The organism is Rhizobium sp. BK112 (genome assembly GCF_014193215.1).
In the GTDB taxonomy this organism is placed as follows: domain Bacteria; phylum Pseudomonadota; class Alphaproteobacteria; order Rhizobiales; family Rhizobiaceae; genus Rhizobium; species Rhizobium anhuiense.
Genome location: NZ_JACHYZ010000031.1, coordinates 1 through 18,276 on the forward strand (window position 1 = coordinate 1; position 18,276 = coordinate 18,276).

Below are 18,276 nucleotides of genomic sequence, written 5' to 3' on the forward strand. Positions count from 1 at the left end.
CGCTGCCGTCAGAGACGTCTTGCCGTGGTCAACGTGGCCGATCGTGCCGATGTTGACGTGCGGCTTGTTGCGCTCAAACTTACTCTTTGCCATTTTCGGCTCTCCGTTTTGCTAGTCCCCGAGGGGATCTAATTCTTGTTATCGGTCAATTGGTATGCCGGTCACTTCTGACCGGAATACTTTGCCTGGATTTCTGTTGCGACGTTCGACGGGACCGGCGAATAGTGATCGAAGGTCATCGTGTACTGAGCGCGGCCCTGAGACATGGAGCGCAGGTTGTCGACGTACTTGAACATGTTCGCGAGCGGAACGTTCGCGTTGATGACGACGGCGATACCACGGCTTTCCTGGCCCTGGATCTGGCCGCGACGGGAGTTCAGGTCGCCGATGACGTCGCCGACGTAATCTTCCGGGGTCACGACTTCGACCTTCATCATCGGCTCGAGCAGCTGAGCGCCGGCCTTCTTGGCTGCTTCACGGAAGCAGGCACGCGATGCGATTTCGAAGGCGAGAACCGAGGAGTCGACGTCGTGGAAGGCGCCGTCGATGAGGGTCGCCTTGACGCCGAGCATCGGGAAGCCAGCCAGCGGACCCGAAGACAGGACGCTTTCGATGCCCTTCTGGACGCCGGGGATGTATTCCTTCGGAACGGAACCACCGACAATCTTCGATTCGAACTTGAAGTCGTCGCCGTCCGGGTTCGGTTCGAAGATGATCTTGACGCGCGCGAACTGGCCGGTACCACCGGACTGCTTCTTGTGCGTGTAGTCTTCTTCGTGCGTCCGGGTGATGGTTTCGCGGTAGGCAACCTGCGGCGCGCCGACGGTTGCTTCGACCTTGAATTCACGACGCATGCGGTCGACGATGATGTCGAGATGCAGTTCGCCCATGCCGGCAATGATGGTCTGGCCGGATTCCTGGTCGGTCTTGACGCGGAAGGAAGGATCTTCAGCAGCCAGGCGGTTGAGCGCGAGGCCCATCTTTTCCTGGTCGCCCTTGGTCTTCGGCTCGATGGCGATCTGGATGACCGGCTCGGGGAATTCCATGCGCTCGAGGATAACCGGCTTCAGCGGATCGCAAAGCGTGTCGCCCGTCGTGGTTTCCTTGAGGCCGGCGAGAGCGACGATGTCGCCTGCGAAGGCCTCTTCGATGTCTTCACGCGAGTTGGAGTGCATCTGCAGCATGCGGCCGACGCGCTCGCGCTTGTCCTTGACCGTGTTCATGACCGACGCGCCCTTTTCGAGCTTGCCGGAGTAGATGCGGGCGAAGGTCAGCGAACCGACGAAGGGGTCGTTCATGATCTTGAAGGCGAGCATGGAAAGCGGCTCGCTGTCGTCGGCGTGACGCTCGATTTCAGCTTCCGTCTTGAAGTCGATGCCCTTGATCGCCGGGATGTCCATCGGCGACGGCAGGTAGTCGACGACGGCGTCGAGCAGCGGCTGCACGCCCTTGTTCTTGAAGGCGGTGCCGCAGAACATCGGGTGGAACTTGACGTCGATCGTGCCGCGGCGAACCAGCGCGCGGATCTGATCGTTGTCGGGCAGAACGCCTTCGAGATAGGCTTCCATGGCGGCTTCGTCGATATCGACGACCGTCTCGATCAGCTTTTCGCGATATTCTTCGGCCTTGGCCTTCATATCCTCGGGGATCTCGACGACATCCCACTGGGCGCCGAGCGACTCGTCGCGCCAGATGAGAGCGTTCATCTCGATGAGGTCGATGACGCCCTTGAAGTCGCTTTCAGCGCCGATCGGCAGCTGCATGACGACAGCCGTTGCGCCGAGACGGGTCTTGATCATCTCGACGGAGCGGTAGAAGTCCGCGCCGGTCTTGTCCATCTTGTTGCAGAAGATCATCCGCGGGACGTTGTACTTCTCGGCCTGACGCCAGACGGTTTCCGTCTGCGGCTCAACACCGGCGTTGGCGTCGAGCAGCGCGATGGCGCCGTCGAGAACGCGCAGCGAACGCTCGACTTCGATGGTGAAGTCGACGTGGCCGGGGGTGTCAATGATGTTGAAGCGGCGCATCTTGCCGTCACGGCCCTTCCAGAAGGTCGTGGTGGCAGCAGAGGTGATCGTGATGCCACGCTCCTGCTCCTGCTCCATCCAGTCCATGGTGGCTGCGCCGTCGTGGACTTCGCCGATCTTGTGCGACTTGCCGGTGTAGTAAAGGATACGCTCGGTGGTCGTGGTCTTGCCGGCGTCGATATGCGCCATGATACCGAAATTGCGGTAATCTTCGATCTTATATTCGCGAGCCATTGTGGACTGCCTTTCGATACCGTTCGGAATTACCAGCGATAGTGCGAGAATGCGCGGTTGGCGTCAGCCATCTTGTGCGTGTCTTCGCGCTTCTTGACGGCGGAGCCACGGTTGTTGGACGCATCGAGCAGTTCGCCGGAAAGGCGGTCAACCATAGTCGTTTCATTGCGCTTGCGGGCAGCAGCGATCAGCCAGCGAATGGCGAGAGCCTGGCGGCGCTCAGGACGAACGTCGACCGGGACCTGATAGGTCGCACCACCGACACGGCGCGAGCGGACTTCAACGTGCGGGGCAATGTTGTCGAGCGCAGAATGGAAAACCGTGAGCGGCTCCTGCTTGGACTTGCCCTGGACGGCGTCGAACGCACCGTAGACGATGTTTTCAGCAACGGACTTCTTGCCGTCGAGCATGATGGCATTCATGAACTTGGTGACGACGAGATCGCCGAACTTCGGATCCGGATTGATCTCGCGCTTTTCTGCTTTATGGCGTCTGGACATAGTTTTCGTCTCTTCAATCGTTAAGGCGCTTCATCACGCGGAGGACCTCGCGCAGCGCCGAATTATTCAAAACCGAATTACTTCGGACGCTTCGCGCCGTACTTGGAGCGGCGCTGCTTGCGGTTCTTGACACCCTGGGTATCGAGAACGCCGCGGATGATGTGATAACGGACACCCGGAAGGTCCTTGACGCGGCCGCCACGGATCATGACGACAGAGTGTTCCTGAAGGTTATGACCTTCCCCGGGGATGTAACCAATGACTTCGAAGCCGTTGGTCAGGCGGATCTTTGCGACCTTACGCAGAGCCGAGTTCGGCTTCTTCGGCGTCGTCGTGTAGACGCGCGTGCAAACGCCGCGCTTCTGCGGGTTCTCCTGGAGTGCGGGAACCTTGTTACGCTTTACGTTCGCCTGGCGAGGCTTGCGGATCAGCTGGTTTACGGTAGGCATTCAACCATCCCTTACGTTTTATCTCAGTACCCTTGCGGGCTTGAACTCGCGCCGTCTCCGGCAGTGACGCACGCTTTCCGTCAATGCGCAAAATATGGCCCGATCCGCTTCCGCAGATGGACCACAAGGAGCAGAGGACGCATAGAATATGCGTCGTGCGTGCAGCATCATGACTTCAACGTGCGTTTAGAACCTTGTTTGAGGTGAACTTCAGGGCGCGTCGCCCCGAACAGCCAAGCCTCACATGGGATCTGATGGCCGGGGTACTACTGGTTTCCACCCATCTCGTCAAGGCCGGTTAAGAAATAAACTCGCCGCATCGCCTTGATATGCGGGCCTGACGCCCTGTTTTCACCCTCCTAGACGAATTCACAGCCGTGCGCCAAGATAAAAACTTGGGCATCGCAGCAAAAGCAGCTAAGGAATCAGCAATTGCAGCGCTCGGCCCTCACAGGGGATTCGAGCGAGCGAATCGTCAAAGAGCCGAAGGACAGGCGATGATCACGACACCTGATAACGACAATAATTTCGATGGTCCGATGATCTTCATCATCATCGGCAAGGGCTACGAGTCCGACGCCAGCGAAGGCATCGACCTGCATATCATGCTTAAGGCGCCCGACGACGACACCGCCGTCCGAGAGGCCCTGAACGCCCTTGCCGAGGAAGGCTTCATTGAGGCCGATCTCGACCAGATCGGCATGCTGACCGAGGTGCCTGCCGAGGAGCCTCACGCCTCCGCCTATCAGGGCGCCGTCGACGGCGAAGTCGCGATCATCCGCTTCAACTGAAGGGAGCCGCGCGGGGCGCGCTCCCTCCCCGCCCGACCAAACAGAGCAGACCAAAAACGAAAACCGCCCGGATCGCTCCGGGCGGTTTTTCAATTCAACGACTTCAGCCGGCGGATTATTCCGCAGCCGGAGCCTTTTCGGCCATGTCCTGCAGCATCGGCGTAGCAACGGCAGCCCCGGTGCCCTTGCGGCGCTCTTCGAGGATCATCTCGTCGCGCGACGTTGCGATGCGGCGGATCTGGGTCATGGTGCCGCCGGTGCCGGCCGGGATGAGGCGACCGACGATGACGTTTTCCTTCAGACCCTGCAGGCCGTCGGTCTTGCCGGCGATCGCAGCTTCCGTCAGCACCTTGGTCGTTTCCTGGAAGGACGCGGCCGAGATGAAGGACGGGGTCTGCAGCGACGCCTTGGTGATGCCGAGAAGAACCGGATCGCCGTAGGCGGGCTTCTTGCCCTGCTCGATCAGATGATCGTTGACGTCTTCGAGCTCGATCCGGTCGACATTGTCGCCGACGATATAGGTCGAGTCGCCTGCATCGGTGATTTCCACCTTCTGCAGCATCTGACGGACGATCACCTCGATGTGCTTGTCGTTGATGACAACGCCCTGCAGGCGGTAGACTTCCTGGATCTCGTTGACGAGGTAGGAGGCCAGAGCCTCCACGCCCTTGATCGCCAGGATGTCGTGCGGAGCCGGGTTACCGTCGAGGATGTAGTCACCCTTTTCGATATAGTCGCCTTCCTGAAGGTGGAAGGGCTTGCCCTTCGGGATCAGGTATTCGACAGGCTCGACACCGTCTTCCGCCGGCTCGATGATGACGCGGCGCTTGTTCTTGTAGTCGCGGCCGAGGCGGATCGTACCATCGATCTCTGCGATGATGGCGTGGTCCTTCGGACGACGGGCTTCGAACAGTTCGGCAACACGCGGCAGACCGCCGGTGATGTCCTTGGTCTTGGCGCTTTCCAGCGGCGAACGCGCGAGAACGTCACCCTGGGAGACCTTTGTGCCCGGCTCGACCGACAGGATCGCGTCGACCGAGAGCAGGAAGCGGGCGTCGCCGCCACGCGACAGCTTGGCGACATTGCCGCTGGCATCCTTGATGACGATCGCCGGCTTGAGGTCCGAACCGCGGGGGGTCGAACGCCAGTCGATGACCTGACGCTTGGTGATGCCGGTGGATTCGTCGGTCGCTTCCAGAACGGAGAGACCGTCGACCAGGTCTTCGAACTGAACGGTACCGGCTACTTCCGTCATCATCGGACGGGTGTAGGGGTCCCACTCCGCCAGACGCTGGCCGCGCTTGACCTTGTCGCCTTCGTCGACATGCAGCTTCGAACCGTAGGCCACACGCTGCGACGACCGCTCGACACCACGTTCGTCCAGGATCTGGACGGTCATGTTGCGGCCCATGGCAACGAGGTTGCCATCGGAGTTGCGCAGGATGTTGCGGTTCTTGATCTGCACCGTACCTTCATACGAGGCTTCGAGGAACGACTGGTCGACCACGGTTGCCGTACCGCCAAGGTGGAAGGTACGCATGGTGAGCTGGGTGCCCGGTTCACCGATCGACTGAGCCGCGATGACGCCGACGGCTTCGCCCATGTTGACAGGCGTACCACGCGCGAGGTCGCGGCCGTAGCAGACCGAGCAGACGCCCGTCTGGATTTCGCAGGTCAGTGCCGAGCGAATCCGGATCGACTGGATCCCGGCCTTCTCGATTTCGACGACATCGGGCTCGAGGATCATCTTGCCGGCATCGACGATGCGCTCACCTGTGATCGGATGATCGATATCGTCGAGCGCCGTACGGCCGAGGATGCGAGCACCGATCGAGGCAACGACCTGGCCGGCATCGACGATGGCGGTCATGGTGAGGCCCGTCTGCGTTCCGCAATCGACGTGCGTGACGATGCAATCCTGCGCGACGTCGACGAGACGGCGCGTGAGGTAACCGGAGTTGGCGGTCTTGAGCGCGGTGTCTGCCAGACCCTTGCGGGCGCCGTGCGTCGAGTTGAAGTACTCGTTGACGGTCAGGCCTTCCTTGAAGTTCGAGATGATCGGCGTCTCGATGATTTCGCCCGACGGCTTGGCCATCAGGCCGCGCATGCCGCCCAGCTGACGCATCTGGTTCGGAGAACCGCGGGCGCCGGAGTGGCTCATCATGTAGATCGAGTTCATCGGCTTCTGACGACCGGTCTTCTCGTCGAACTCGACCGCCTTAATGCGGGCCATCATCTCTTCGGCGACCTTTTCGGTCGCCTTGCCCCAGGCGTCGACAACCTTGTTGTACTTTTCGCCCTGGGTGATCAGGCCGTCATTGTACTGCTGCTCGTATTCCTTCACCAGGCTTTCGGTGTCGGCAACGATCTTGGCCTTGGCATCCGGAATGACCATGTCGTCCTTGCCGAACGAAATGCCGGCGCGGCAGGCATGGGAGAAGCCGAGCTGCATGATGCGGTCGCAGAAAATGACCGTGTCCTTCTGGCCGCAGTGGCGATAGACCGTGTCGATCATCTTGGAGATGTTCTTCTTGGTCATTTCCTGGTTGCAGATGTCGAAGGGCACCTTGCCGTTCTTCGGCAGCAGTTCGCCGATGAGCAGACGGCCAGGCGTCGTCTCATAGATCTTCGAGTAGGGCTTGCCATCCTCGTCGATCGACTTGAAGCGGCCGCGGATCTTGGTGTGCAGCGTCACGACCTTGCTTTCGAGGGCGTGATGCAGTTCGCCGAGGTCGGAGAAGGCCATGCCTTCGCCCGGCTCGTTCTGGTTCAGGATCGACAGGTAGTAGAGGCCGAGAACCATGTCCTGCGAGGGAACGATGATCGGCGCGCCGTTGGCCGGATGCAGGATGTTGTTGGTCGACATCATCAGCACGCGGGCTTCGAGCTGGGCTTCGAGCGACAGCGGCACGTGAACGGCCATCTGGTCACCGTCGAAGTCGGCGTTGAAGGCCGTGCAGACGAGCGGATGCAGCTGGATCGCCTTGCCTTCGACCAGGGTGGGTTCGAAGGCCTGGATGCCCAGGCGGTGCAGCGTCGGTGCGCGGTTCAGGAGAACCGGATGCTCGCGGATGACCTCATCGAGGATATCCCAGACTTCCGGCTTTTCCTTTTCGACCAGTTTCTTGGCCTGCTTGACGGTCGAGGAATAACCCTTGGCGTCGAGGCGGGCATAGATGAACGGCTTGAAGAGCTCGAGCGCCATCTTCTTCGGCAGGCCGCACTGGTGCAGCTTCAGTTCCGGGCCGGTGACGATGACCGAACGACCGGAATAGTCGACGCGCTTGCCGAGCAGGTTCTGGCGGAAGCGGCCCTGCTTGCCCTTCAGCATGTCGGAGAGCGACTTCAGCGGACGCTTGTTGGCGCCGGTGATGACGCGGCCGCGCCGGCCGTTGTCGAACAGCGCGTCAACGGATTCCTGCAGCATGCGCTTTTCGTTGCGGATGATGATGCCCGGCGCGCGAAGCTCGATCAGGCGCTTCAGGCGGTTGTTGCGGTTGATGACGCGGCGGTAAAGATCGTTCAGATCCGACGTCGCGAAACGGCCGCCGTCGAGCGGAACCAGCGGACGCAGGTCCGGCGGAATTACCGGGACGACCTTCATGATCATCCATTCCGGACGGTTGCCCGACTCCATGAAGTTCTCGACGATCTTCAGGCGCTTCATCAGCTTCTTCTGCTTGAGATCCGACGTGGTGTCGGCAAGCTCGGAACGCAGGTCGCCAGCGATCTTTTCGAGGTTCATCGAGGCCAGCATCTCGTAGATCGCCTCAGCGCCGATCATCGCGGTGAACTGGTCTTCGCCGTATTCGTCGACGGCAAGCATGTACTCTTCTTCCGAGAGGAGCTGGTGCTCCTTCAGGGCGGTCAGGCCCGGCTCGGTGACGATGTAGTTTTCGAAGTAGAGGACGCGCTCGACATCCTTCAGCGTCATGTCGAGCAGCGTCGAGATGCGCGATGGCAGCGACTTCAGGAACCAGATGTGGGCGACGGGAGCGGCGAGCTCGATATGGCCCATGCGCTCACGGCGAACGCGCGACAGCGTGACTTCGACGCCGCACTTTTCGCAGATGATGCCCTTGTACTTCATGCGCTTGTACTTGCCGCACAGGCATTCGTAGTCCTTGATCGGCCCGAAGATGCGCGCGCAGAACAGACCGTCGCGTTCCGGCTTGAACGTACGGTAGTTGATGGTTTCCGGCTTCTTGATCTCACCGTAGGACCAGGAGAGGATCTTCTCCGGAGACGCGATCGAAATCCGAATGGAATCGAAATTCTGTGCAGGCACCTGCGGATTGAAAAGATTCATGACCTCTTGGTTCATGCCTGTCTCCTTCATGGGCTAAAGCGCCCTCAAAATGCGATGGTCGGCGGCAATTTCCCGGGAGCCGCCTCCCTCGCTTAAACGAGAATAACCGCAAGATGCGGCGAAACTTCCCTCCCGGGCCGACACGGATACGGCGCCCGGCGGGACCGGCGTGCGCCGCATTGGCAGCGCACGCCCTATCAAGTGCTTACTCGGCCGCGTCGGGCAGCTGGGCTGCCTGCGCCTCGTCAAGCTTGGTGTTCTCGAGCTCGACGCTGAGGCCCAGCGAGCGCATTTCCTTGACGAGAACGTTGAAGCTTTCCGGAATACCGGCTTCGAACGTGTCGTCTCCGCGGACGATGGCTTCGTAGACCTTGGTGCGGCCGGCGACGTCGTCCGACTTCACCGTCAGCATTTCCTGCAGCGTGTAGGCGGCACCATATGCTTCGAGCGCCCAGACTTCCATTTCGCCGAAGCGCTGACCGCCGAACTGCGCCTTGCCGCCCAGCGGCTGCTGGGTCACGAGCGAGTAAGGACCGATCGAACGGGCATGGATCTTGTCGTCGACCAGATGGTTGAGCTTCAGCATGTAGATGTAGCCCACGGTCACCTGGCGGTCGAACTGCTCGCCGGTACGGCCGTCATAAAGCGTCGACTGACCGGTATCCTTGAGACCTGCCAGACGCAGCATGTCGTTGACGTCGCCTTCATGCGCACCATCGAAAACAGGCGTCGCAATCGAAACGCCGCGCTTCCACTGGTCGGCGAGACGCAGGACCGACTCATCGTCGAACTCGTGGACCTGTTCGGCCTTCGGACCGTCACCGACGACATCGCCGATGGTCTTACGCAGCGGCTCAATGTTGCCATTGGCCTTGTAGGCTTCGATCAGTTCACCGATCTGGCGACCCATGCCGGCGCAAGCCCAGCCCAGATGCGTTTCCAGAATCTGGCCGACGTTCATGCGCGAGGGAACGCCGAGCGGGTTCAGAACGACGTCGACATGCGTGCCGTCTTCGAGGAACGGCATGTCCTCGACAGGCACAATGCGCGAGACCACGCCCTTGTTCCCGTGACGGCCGGCCATCTTGTCGCCCGGCTGGATCTTGCGCTTCACGGCGACGAAGACCTTGACCATCTTCATGACGCCAGGAGGCATTTCATCGCCGCGCTGGACCTTCTCGACCTTATCCATGAAGCGCTGTTCGAGGCGCGACTTGGATTCGTCGTACTGGCCGCGGAGTGCTTCGAGCTCGCCCTGGACCTTCTCGTCCTCGACCGCGAACATCCACCACTGCGAGCGGGGATATTCGGAGACGACGGCGTTCGAAAGCTCGGTGCCCTTCTTGAAGCCCTTCGGGCCGGCAATGGAGACCTGGCCGCGCAGCATGTCGATCAGACGGCCGTAGACGTTACGGTCGAGGATCGCCTGCTCGTCGTCGCGGTCCTTTGCCAGACGCTCGATCTCTTCGCGCTCGATCGCCATCGCGCGCTCGTCCTTCTCGACGCCATGGCGATTGAAGACGCGGACTTCGACGATCGTGCCGTAGGTGCCGGGCGGCATGCGCATGGAGGTATCGCGCACGTCGGAGGCCTTTTCGCCGAAGATGGCGCGCAGAAGCTTTTCTTCCGGCGTCATCGGGCTTTCGCCCTTCGGGGTGATCTTGCCGACGAGGATATCGCCCGGCTGAACTTCGGCGCCGATATAGACGATGCCGGCTTCGTCGAGGTTCTTCAACGCTTCTTCCGAAACGTTCGGAATATCGCGGGTGATTTCCTCGGGACCAAGCTTGGTGTCGCGCGCCATCACTTCGAATTCCTCGATGTGGATGGAGGTGAACACGTCGTCGGCAACGATACGTTCGGAGAGCAGGATCGAGTCTTCGTAGTTGTAGCCGTTCCAGGGCATGAACGCGACGAGCGCGTTGCGGCCGAGCGCCAGGTCGCCGAGATCGGTCGACGGACCGTCGGCGAGAATGTCGCCGCGGTTGACGACGTCACCGACAGTGACCAGCGGGCGCTGGTTGACGCAGGTGTTCTGGTTCGAACGCTGGAACTTCTGCAGACGGTAGATATCGACGCCGGATTTGCCGGCTTCGAGGTCTTCCGTGGCGCGGATAACGATACGCGTCGCGTCGACCTGGTCGACCACGCCGCCGCGACGGGCGCCGATGGCGGCACCGGAGTCACGGGCGACGACCGGCTCCATGCCGGTACCGACGAACGGGGCTTCGGCACGCAGCAGCGGCACGGCCTGACGCTGCATGTTCGAGCCCATGAGCGCGCGGTTGGCGTCGTCGTTTTCCAGGAACGGGATGAGCGCGGCTGCGACCGAAACGACCTGCTTCGGCGAAACGTCCATCAGGTTCATGCTGTCGCGCGGGGCGAGCATGACTTCGCCGGCATGACGGCAGACGACGAATTCGTCGACGAAGGAACCATCGGCGTTCATTTCGGCGTTGGCCTGGGCGACGTAATACTTCGCCTCTTCCATGGCGGAGAGGTAGAGCACGTCGTTCGTCACCTTGCCGTCGACGATACGGCGGTACGGGCTTTCGATGAAGCCGTACTTGTTGACGCGGGCAAAGGTCGCAAGCGAGTTGATGAGACCGATGTTCGGGCCTTCCGGCGTTTCGATCGGGCAAATGCGGCCATAGTGGGTCGGATGCACGTCGCGAACTTCGAAGCCGGCGCGCTCACGGGTCAGACCACCCGGGCCAAGAGCCGAAAGACGGCGCTTGTGGGTGATTTCCGAGAGCGGGTTGACCTGGTCCATGAACTGCGAGAGCTGCGAGGAACCGAAGAATTCGCGGACGGCAGCAGCTGCCGGCTTGGCGTTGATCAGATCCTGCGGCATGACCGTGTCGATCTCGATCGAGGACATGCGTTCCTTGATCGCGCGCTCCATGCGCAAGAGGCCGAGACGGTACTGATTTTCCATCAGCTCGCCGACCGAACGGACGCGGCGGTTGCCGAGGTTGTCGATGTCGTCGATTTCGCCCTTGCCGTCGCGCAGTTCGACCAGCATCCTGACCACGGCCAGGATGTCGTCCTTGCGCAGGATGCGGACGGTGTCTTCGACGGTCAGGTCGAGGCGCATGTTCATCTTGACGCGGCCGACGGCGGAGAGGTCGTAACGCTCCGCATCGAAGAACAGCGAGTTGAACATGGCTTCGGCCGATTCCATGGTCGGCGGCTCACCCGGACGCATGACGCGGTAGATGTCGAACAGAGCGTCCTGACGGTTCTCGTTCTTGTCGGCAGACAGCGTGTTGCGGATATAGGCGCCGACATTGATGTGGTCGATGCCGAGAACCGGGATCTCGTCGAAACCGTTCGACAGGATGACGCCAAGCGTCTTCTCGTCGATTTCGTCGCCGGCCTCGAGATAGATTTCACCCGTCGAGTAGTTGACGATGTCTTCGGCAAGGTAGTTGCCGTAAAGGTCGTCGTCGCCGGCCTTCAGCGCCTTCAGGCCCTTGTCGGAGAGCTGGCGCAGCAGGCGCGGGGTCAGCTTCTTGCCGGCTTCCACGACGACTTCGCCGGTATCGGCGTCGACCATCTCGGTGATCGCCTTGGCGCCCTTCAGCGTTTCCGGCTTGAAGGGAATGCGCCAGCCTTCGCCGTCGCGCTTGTAGAGCGACTTCGTATAGAAGGTGTCGAGGATTTCCTCGCCGTCCATGCCCAGCGCCATCAGCAGCGAGGTGACCGGAATCTTGCGGCGACGGTCGATACGGGCGTAGACGATGTCCTTGGCGTCGAATTCGATATCGAGCCAGGAACCGCGGTAAGGAATGACGCGTGCAGCAAAGAGCAGCTTGCCGGAAGAATGGCTCTTGCCCTTGTCGTGGTCGAAGAAGACGCCCGGCGAACGGTGCATCTGGGAGACGATCACGCGCTCGGTGCCGTTGACGATGAACGTGCCGTTATTGGTCATGAGCGGCATATCGCCCATGTAGACGGACTGTTCCTTGATGTCCTTGATCGACTTCGCGCCCGTATCCTCGTCGATATCGAACACGATGAGGCGCAGCGTCACCTTCAGCGGCGCGGCATAGGTGAGGTCGCGCTGACGGCATTCGTCAACGTCGAACTTTGGCGGTTCGAACTCGTAGGACACGAATTCCAGCATGGAAGCGCCGGAGAAATCGGTGATCGGGAAAACCGACTTGAAGACGGCCTGAAGGCCCTCGTCGGGGCGACCGCCCTTCGGCTCTTCAACCATCAAAAACTGGTCGTAGGACGCCTTCTGAACCTCGATGAGGTTCGGCATTTCTGCGACTTCGGGGATCTTACCAAAAAACTTGCGTACGCGCCTGCGACCGTTGAACGAAAGGGTCTGAGCCATCGTCGCTCCTTCAAAATCTTGCACCCGGGCCTGCAACGGACGGGAACCGATGGCCAGTCGATCCCGTCAATCAATGGGTAATCCAATCTCGTCCGACTCCCGAAAACGCTCAGCTCGGATTGCTGTGCTGCCTTCGGTGCGAGACTATCCTTTTGAAGAACCCATTACCCAAAAGCCGTTTTGACGCGGCTTTTGGGTAATTCGTTCAGAAAAACGGCAAATGGGAGGCAGTAGATGCTGCCTCCCAAAAGCAATTCAAGATTACTTGACGTCGGCCTTGGCGCCAGCGTCTTCAAGCTTCTTCTTGATGTCAGCGGCTTCAGCCTTGTTGACGCCTTCCTTGACAGCCTTCGGAGCAGCCTCGACGAGGTCCTTGGCTTCCTTGAGGCCGAGACCGGTGATGGCGCGGACTTCCTTGATGACGTTGATCTTGTTGGCACCAGCGTCGACGAGGATGACGTCGAATTCGGTCTTTTCTTCTTCAACGACAGCCGGGCCAGCACCACCGGCAGCGGCAGCAACAGCTACCGGAGCAGCAGCGGAAACGCCCCACTTTTCTTCGAGAAGCTTCGACAGTTCTGCAGCTTCCAGAACGGTCAGCGAGGAGAGGTCGTCTACGATCTTTGCGAGATCAGCCATTTTACTAGTTCCTTTTGTTCGGTTCGAACCGGTTGATTATAAACAGCGAAAAACCGCCTTACGCGGCTTCGTCCTTCTTGGCGTAGGCCGCAAACACGCGAGCAAGCTGACTTGCCGGTGCTGCAACAACCCCAGCGATGCGGGTAGCCGGTGTCTGGATCATGCCCAGCAGCTTCGCACGCAGCTCGTCGAGCGAAGGCAGGGTCGCAAGCGACTTGACTGCTTCGGCGTTGAGCGTGGTTGTTCCCATGGCGCCGCCCAGAACAATGATCTTGTCATTGGTCTTGGCGAAATCCATGACGACCTTCGGAGCGGTGATCGGGTCATTGCTGTATGCAATCAGCGTCTGACCTTTGAAGAGATTGGTAATCCCTTCCGCTTCCGTACCCTGAAGGGCAATTTTGGCCAGGCGGTTCTTCGCGACTTTGACGGTACCGCCAGCTGCACGCATCTTCGAACGAAAATCGTTCATCTGCGCGACTGTGGCACCAGCATAGTGGGCCACGACAACTGAGCCCGAAGCCTTGAAGACTTCGTTCAGTTCCGTGACGAATTCGCGTTTTTCCGCTCTTTCCACTGCCTATCTCCAGTTGGCAGGACCGAAATCGGACCTGCCGGGTTGCCTTTGCCTCCTGGGATCATGTGAGATCCCAAGCGACGCTTGAGGATCCTGTCCCCCCGCGCTCCCGCGCCAATCAAGGCTAAAGAGGCACAAGGCATCCAAGGCTCGAACCGAGTTACGAGAAGCGAACTTCATGCAATTCGGGTCTTACCCGTCTCATGCAGGCCAAGTGATTAAGGGAAAACCACCTGCAATCTCGGACAGGATTCCGGATTTCTCCGGAATATTCCGGCCCCTTGCGAGGCCGGAAATTCAGTCGCCGGGCTTAAAGCCCGGCCATTGCGCCCAAGTCCTTGGGCGCGAACTTATGCAGTCGGAGCTGCGGTGACCGAGCCGACTTCGATCTTGACGCCCGGGCCCATGGTCGAGGAAATCGCCACGCGCTTGACATAGTTGCCCTTGGCGCCAGCCGGCTTTGCCTTGATGACGGCGTCAGCGAAGGCGCGGATGTTTTCTTCCAGAGCCTTAGCGTCGAAAGAGGCCTTGCCGATACCGGCATGGACGATGCCAGCCTTCTCGACGCGGAACTCGACAGCGCCGCCCTTGGAAGCCTTGACGGCTCCGGCGACGTCCATGGTGACGGTGCCGACCTTCGGGTTCGGCATCATGCCGCGGGGGCCGAGAACCTTACCGAGACGGCCGACGAGCGGCATCATGTCGGGGGTGGCGATGCAGCGATCGAATTCGATCTTGCCGCCCTGGACGATTTCGACGAGCTCTTCAGCGCCGACGATATCAGCACCGGCAGCCTTGGCTTCATCAGCCTTGGCGCCACGCGCGAAGACTGCGACGCGAACCGTACGGCCTGTGCCGTTCGGCAGGTTGACGACGCCGCGAACCATCTGGTCCGCATGGCGCGGGTCGACGCCGAGGTTCATCGAGACTTCGATGGTTTCGTCGAACTTGGCGACAGCCCGTTCCTTGACCATGCCGATGGCCAGGCTCAGAGCGTAGAGCTTGGTGGGATCAACACCTTCGTTGATCTTCTGCGTGCGCTTACCAGCCATGATCTTAACCCACCACTTCCAGGCCCATGGCGCGGGCAGAGCCCTCGATCATCGCCATTGCACCTTCGATATCCGCTGCGTTCAGATCCTTCATCTTGGCTTCTGCGATCGTCTTGATCTGAGCCTTGGTGAGGGAGCCGGCCTTGGCGCCCTTGCCGGGCGTCTTGGAACCGGACGTGATCTTCGCTTCCTTCTTCAGCCAGTAGCTGACCGGAGGCTGCTTCATCGCGAAGGTGAAGGACTTGTCCTGGTAATAGGTGATGACGACCGGAATCGGCATACCCTTTTCCATTTCCTGCGTGGCGGCATTGAACGCCTTGCAGAATTCCATGATGTTAATGCCACGCTGACCAAGCGCCGGACCAATCGGCGGGGACGGGTTTGCCGATCCTGCCTTGACCTGAAGCTTGAGCTGGCCTGCAACTTTCTTAGCCATATCTCTCTGCCTTTCATGAACGGCCGGTCGCCCGGCCCGTGATGCCGGATCTCTCCGGCGGCTGCGGTTGCGTGGTGCGGATCGTTAGGGTCCGGCTAAGACCCCTCACCTTCCACGCGGATGCGGACAAATCCGCAGGAAACAGGCCGCAAGGGCCAGCCTCCAGTCTCTGCAATCAGACCTTCTCGACCTGAGCGTATTCCAGCTCGACCGGCGTTGCGCGGCCGAAGATCGACACTTCCACCTTCAGGCGCGAACGTTCTTCGTCCACATCCTGAACCGTGCCGTTGAACGACGCGAACGGGCCGTCGGAAACGCGGACCTGCTCGCCGATCTCGAAGGTAATGGAGGCCTTCGGCCGCTCGACGCCTTCCTGGACCTGACCGAGAATGCGCTCGGCTTCGTAATCCGGAATCGGAACGGGCTTATTGTCGGAGCCGAGGAAACCTGTGACCTTCGGCGTATTCTTGATCAGGTGATAGGCCTCATCCGTCAGATTGGCGCGAACCATGACGTAGCCCGGGAAAAACTTGCGCTCCGAATCGACCTTGCGGCCGCGACGCACTTCCACCACCTTTTCGGTCGGCACGAGGATCTTCTCGAACAGGTGCTCCAGCCCCTTCTGGCGAGCCTTGTTCTCGATGTCTTCAGCCACCTTCTTTTCAAAATTAGAATATGCGTGGACGATGTACCAACGTGCCGCCATTTTCATCTCCACCCGTATCAGTTGCCGGTATTCAGCACGAAGCTCAGGACCCAGCCGATCAGCTGGTCAGCGGCAAAGAAAAACAGCGCGGCGAAAACCACCATCACAAGCACCATAACCGTCGAGATCATCGTCTCGCGGCGCGACGGCCATGTAACTTTGGACGTCTCGGAGCGAACCTGCTGCAGAAACGCAAACGGATTGGATTTGGATGCCATCGACTGCCCACGCAATTACGGCGCGTAAAGCTGAAACTATCAGCCCCACGCACCGCGTGTCTGTTGAACCCTAAATAAACACCGATTTCCGAATACACAAGAGGGAAACCGAAGTTTAACGAAATTACTTACCACCCATCAATCCCCGGCCGGAATGCCGCGAGCATGTCCGCGCTGTCCCGCATCAAGGAGAATGGCAGGGGCAGTAGGGCTCGAACCTACGACCTGCGGTTTTGGAGACCGCCGCTCTACCAACTGAGCTATACCCCTTCATACCTGTCATTCAGCGCCAGAGCCAAGGCCCGCAAATCGCTGCTGAAAAGCATGGCGCTCCCTTTAAGACGACGGCACGGGATTGGCAAGCACGATTTTCGATTTTCAAAGCCATTCTCCTCATATGCGAGCAGTAGGCTTTTCCACCGGGCGACCAAGATCCGTTCAGAGGTTCACATATTTCCGCCAATCGTGCTCTTCTTTAAAGCCCAGCACCTCGCGAATCTTGCGGTTGGAGAGCAGACCCTCATATTCGCCGATCTCGCGGGTGAAGGGCACGTTCGGGAAGAATCGCTTTGCAAGCTCCTTCGACGGCGTGTTGGCCGAGACAGTGTCGTTGGCGGCGTTGAAGACCTGATAGCCGAGACCGTCCTTCTCGATGCACAGATGGCAGATCTGTCCGAGGTCGCGGGCGTCGATATAGCTCCAGGCGATGCGCTTGCGCATCTCGGGATTGGCGAAAAAGGTGGGGAATTTCTCGTATTCGTGCGGCTCGATGACGTTGCCGATGCGCAGCGCATAAATGTCGAAACCCGAGCGTTCGGCAAAGGCGCGCGCCGTCTTTTCGTTGACCACCTTGGAAAGGCCGTAAGAATCCATCGGATTGACGTCGTAGTCCTCCTCCAGCGGGAAATGGTGGAAATCGCGATGGCCTTCGGCGAAGCAGACGCCGTAGGTCGTCTCGCTCGATGCGACGATGATCTTCCTGATGCCGAGCTTCACCGCCGCCTCGATAACATTGTAGGTGCCCATCGTGTTGATGCGGAAGGTTTCGTTGTCGGGCTTGATCAGAATGCGCGGGATGGCGGCGAAATGCACGACAGCATCGAAGGGCTGCACGCCCCTGCCCGCATCGAGATCGGGAAAATCGCGATGCATCGAGAGCGCATTGAAGACCTGACCGCTGTCGGTGATGTCGGCGATGAGATTGGTGACGCCGGGGCTATCCAGCGGCACGAGATCGAGGTTGTGAACCTCGTAACCGGCATTGACGAGCCATGGCACAGTATGGCGACCTGCCTTGCCCGAACCGCCCGTGAACAGAATGCGTCTCTTCATGGAATATCCTCCGCGTCATGAAATCGGAGGCATAGTGAGACGCTTCCGCGCGAAGAGCAAGCGAGCGTCGTGCAAGGGTTCACCCCCGCGTCGCCAGGAGCATCCTATCCGGGAGCGCCTGGCCGATCATTTCCGATCATCGCAGAAGGCTGCGATGCTCTGCAAGGGTCGTCACTTGACGACACTTACCTCCAGCGTCGTCACTTGACGACGCTTAACTCCAACGTCGTCACTTGACGACGCTTATCTCGTTGACCTGCACTCCGGCTGCCTGAACAACCTCTTGCGGAATTGCAGCGATGAAAAACATCGTGAAAACATACATAGCGAATATCGTCGCAGCGAATGTGGCCTTTGGAATCATCCGGGCTCTCCTCTTTGCAAGAAGGAGTCTGGACTAAAATGGGCCATTCACAAACCGGTTTCTGAATGTGAGATGAACAAAATACTGTGACAGGCCAATTTAACGATATTTTTACAACACCTGTTAAACCTACCGGAAGCCATGAAAATGAAAAACCCCGCTGTTTCCAGCGGGGTCTTCATAATTGCGGATAACTCGAAAGTTACTCGACGATCGAAGCGACGATACCGGCGCCGACGGTGCGGCCGCCTTCGCGGATGGCGAAGCGCAGCTTTTCTTCCATCGCGATCGGAACGA

15 protein-coding genes, 1 tRNA gene and 1 pseudogene are annotated in these 18,276 nt (G+C 59.7%); 1 reads left to right on the forward strand and 16 read right to left on the reverse strand.

What is annotated here, in order from left to right:
* The 4 genes from FHT75_RS35250 to rpsL form a co-directional block, all read right to left on the reverse strand.
* A partial coding sequence (locus FHT75_RS35250) for a GTP-binding protein (RefSeq protein WP_018010120.1) occupies window positions 1-93 on the reverse strand: 93 nt, incomplete at its 3' end.
* Between the two features lie 68 nt (window positions 94-161).
* The gene (gene fusA / locus FHT75_RS35255) at window positions 162-2,261 is read right to left on the reverse strand and encodes an elongation factor G (RefSeq protein WP_047620018.1); all 2,100 of its coding nucleotides are present in this window, start codon (window positions 2,259-2,261) and stop codon (window positions 162-164) included.
* A 29-nt stretch (window positions 2,262-2,290) separates the two neighbouring features.
* On the reverse strand, window positions 2,291-2,761 hold the full coding sequence (gene rpsG / locus FHT75_RS35260) for a 30S ribosomal protein S7 (RefSeq protein ID WP_028757597.1): 471 nt from the start codon (window positions 2,759-2,761) through the stop codon (window positions 2,291-2,293).
* 77 nt (window positions 2,762-2,838) lie between these two features.
* The gene (gene rpsL, locus FHT75_RS35265; protein WP_003547537.1) at window positions 2,839-3,210 is read right to left on the reverse strand and encodes a 30S ribosomal protein S12; all 372 of its coding nucleotides are present in this window, start codon (window positions 3,208-3,210) and stop codon (window positions 2,839-2,841) included.
* Window positions 3,211-3,707: 497 nt separating this feature from the next.
* On the opposite strand from rpsL, the gene FHT75_RS35270 reads away from it, so the two are divergent.
* Window positions 3,708-4,001, forward strand: a complete 294-nt coding sequence (locus tag FHT75_RS35270; RefSeq protein WP_028757598.1) for a hypothetical protein — start codon at window positions 3,708-3,710, stop codon at window positions 3,999-4,001.
* 115 nt (window positions 4,002-4,116) lie between these two features.
* Here the strand turns inward: FHT75_RS35270 and rpoC are convergent, their stop codons facing one another.
* The 12 genes and pseudogenes from rpoC to FHT75_RS35325 all read right to left on the reverse strand — a co-directional run.
* Window positions 4,117-8,325 carry a DNA-directed RNA polymerase subunit beta' gene (gene rpoC, locus FHT75_RS35275; protein ID WP_047620027.1) on the reverse strand — a complete coding sequence of 1,403 codons (4,209 nt, stop codon included), beginning with the start codon at window positions 8,323-8,325 and terminating at the stop codon, window positions 4,117-4,119.
* A 190-nt stretch (window positions 8,326-8,515) separates the two neighbouring features.
* Window positions 8,516-12,655, reverse strand: coding sequence for a DNA-directed RNA polymerase subunit beta (gene rpoB / locus FHT75_RS35280; RefSeq protein WP_063473359.1), 4,140 nt, complete (start codon window positions 12,653-12,655; stop codon window positions 8,516-8,518).
* A 261-nt stretch (window positions 12,656-12,916) separates the two neighbouring features.
* Entirely contained in the window at window positions 12,917-13,294 is a 378-nt protein-coding gene (rplL, locus tag FHT75_RS35285; protein WP_028757409.1) for a 50S ribosomal protein L7/L12, read from the reverse strand.
* Between the two features lie 58 nt (window positions 13,295-13,352).
* Window positions 13,353-13,871: a 50S ribosomal protein L10 gene (rplJ, locus tag FHT75_RS35290; RefSeq protein WP_028757410.1), complete on the reverse strand. Its 519-nt coding sequence runs from the start codon at window positions 13,869-13,871 to the stop codon at window positions 13,353-13,355.
* Window positions 13,872-14,221: 350 nt separating this feature from the next.
* Window positions 14,222-14,923 (reverse strand): 50S ribosomal protein L1, encoded by a 702-nt coding sequence (rplA, locus tag FHT75_RS35295; RefSeq protein ID WP_047620022.1) that lies wholly within the window; start codon window positions 14,921-14,923, stop codon window positions 14,222-14,224.
* Between the two features lie 4 nt (window positions 14,924-14,927).
* A complete protein-coding gene (rplK, locus tag FHT75_RS35300) occupies window positions 14,928-15,359 on the reverse strand; it encodes a 50S ribosomal protein L11 (protein WP_047620024.1) in 432 nt (143 codons plus the stop codon).
* A 175-nt stretch (window positions 15,360-15,534) separates the two neighbouring features.
* A complete protein-coding gene (gene nusG, locus FHT75_RS35305) occupies window positions 15,535-16,065 on the reverse strand; it encodes a transcription termination/antitermination protein NusG (RefSeq protein ID WP_003547516.1) in 531 nt (176 codons plus the stop codon).
* A 17-nt stretch (window positions 16,066-16,082) separates the two neighbouring features.
* On the reverse strand, window positions 16,083-16,283 hold the full coding sequence (secE, locus tag FHT75_RS35310; RefSeq protein ID WP_003573826.1) for a preprotein translocase subunit SecE: 201 nt from the start codon (window positions 16,281-16,283) through the stop codon (window positions 16,083-16,085).
* Window positions 16,284-16,477: 194 nt separating this feature from the next.
* Window positions 16,478-16,553: transfer RNA gene (locus FHT75_RS35315), tRNA-Trp, on the reverse strand.
* A gap of 168 nt (window positions 16,554-16,721) precedes the next feature.
* Window positions 16,722-17,615 carry an NAD-dependent epimerase/dehydratase family protein gene (locus FHT75_RS35320; RefSeq protein ID WP_047620026.1) on the reverse strand — a complete coding sequence of 298 codons (894 nt, stop codon included), beginning with the start codon at window positions 17,613-17,615 and terminating at the stop codon, window positions 16,722-16,724.
* A 229-nt stretch (window positions 17,616-17,844) separates the two neighbouring features.
* Entirely contained in the window at window positions 17,845-17,979 is a 135-nt protein-coding gene (locus tag FHT75_RS36335) for a hypothetical protein (RefSeq protein WP_010069473.1), read from the reverse strand.
* A 202-nt stretch (window positions 17,980-18,181) separates the two neighbouring features.
* Window positions 18,182-18,276 (reverse strand): annotated as a pseudogene (locus FHT75_RS35325) (elongation factor Tu); the annotation flags it as partial.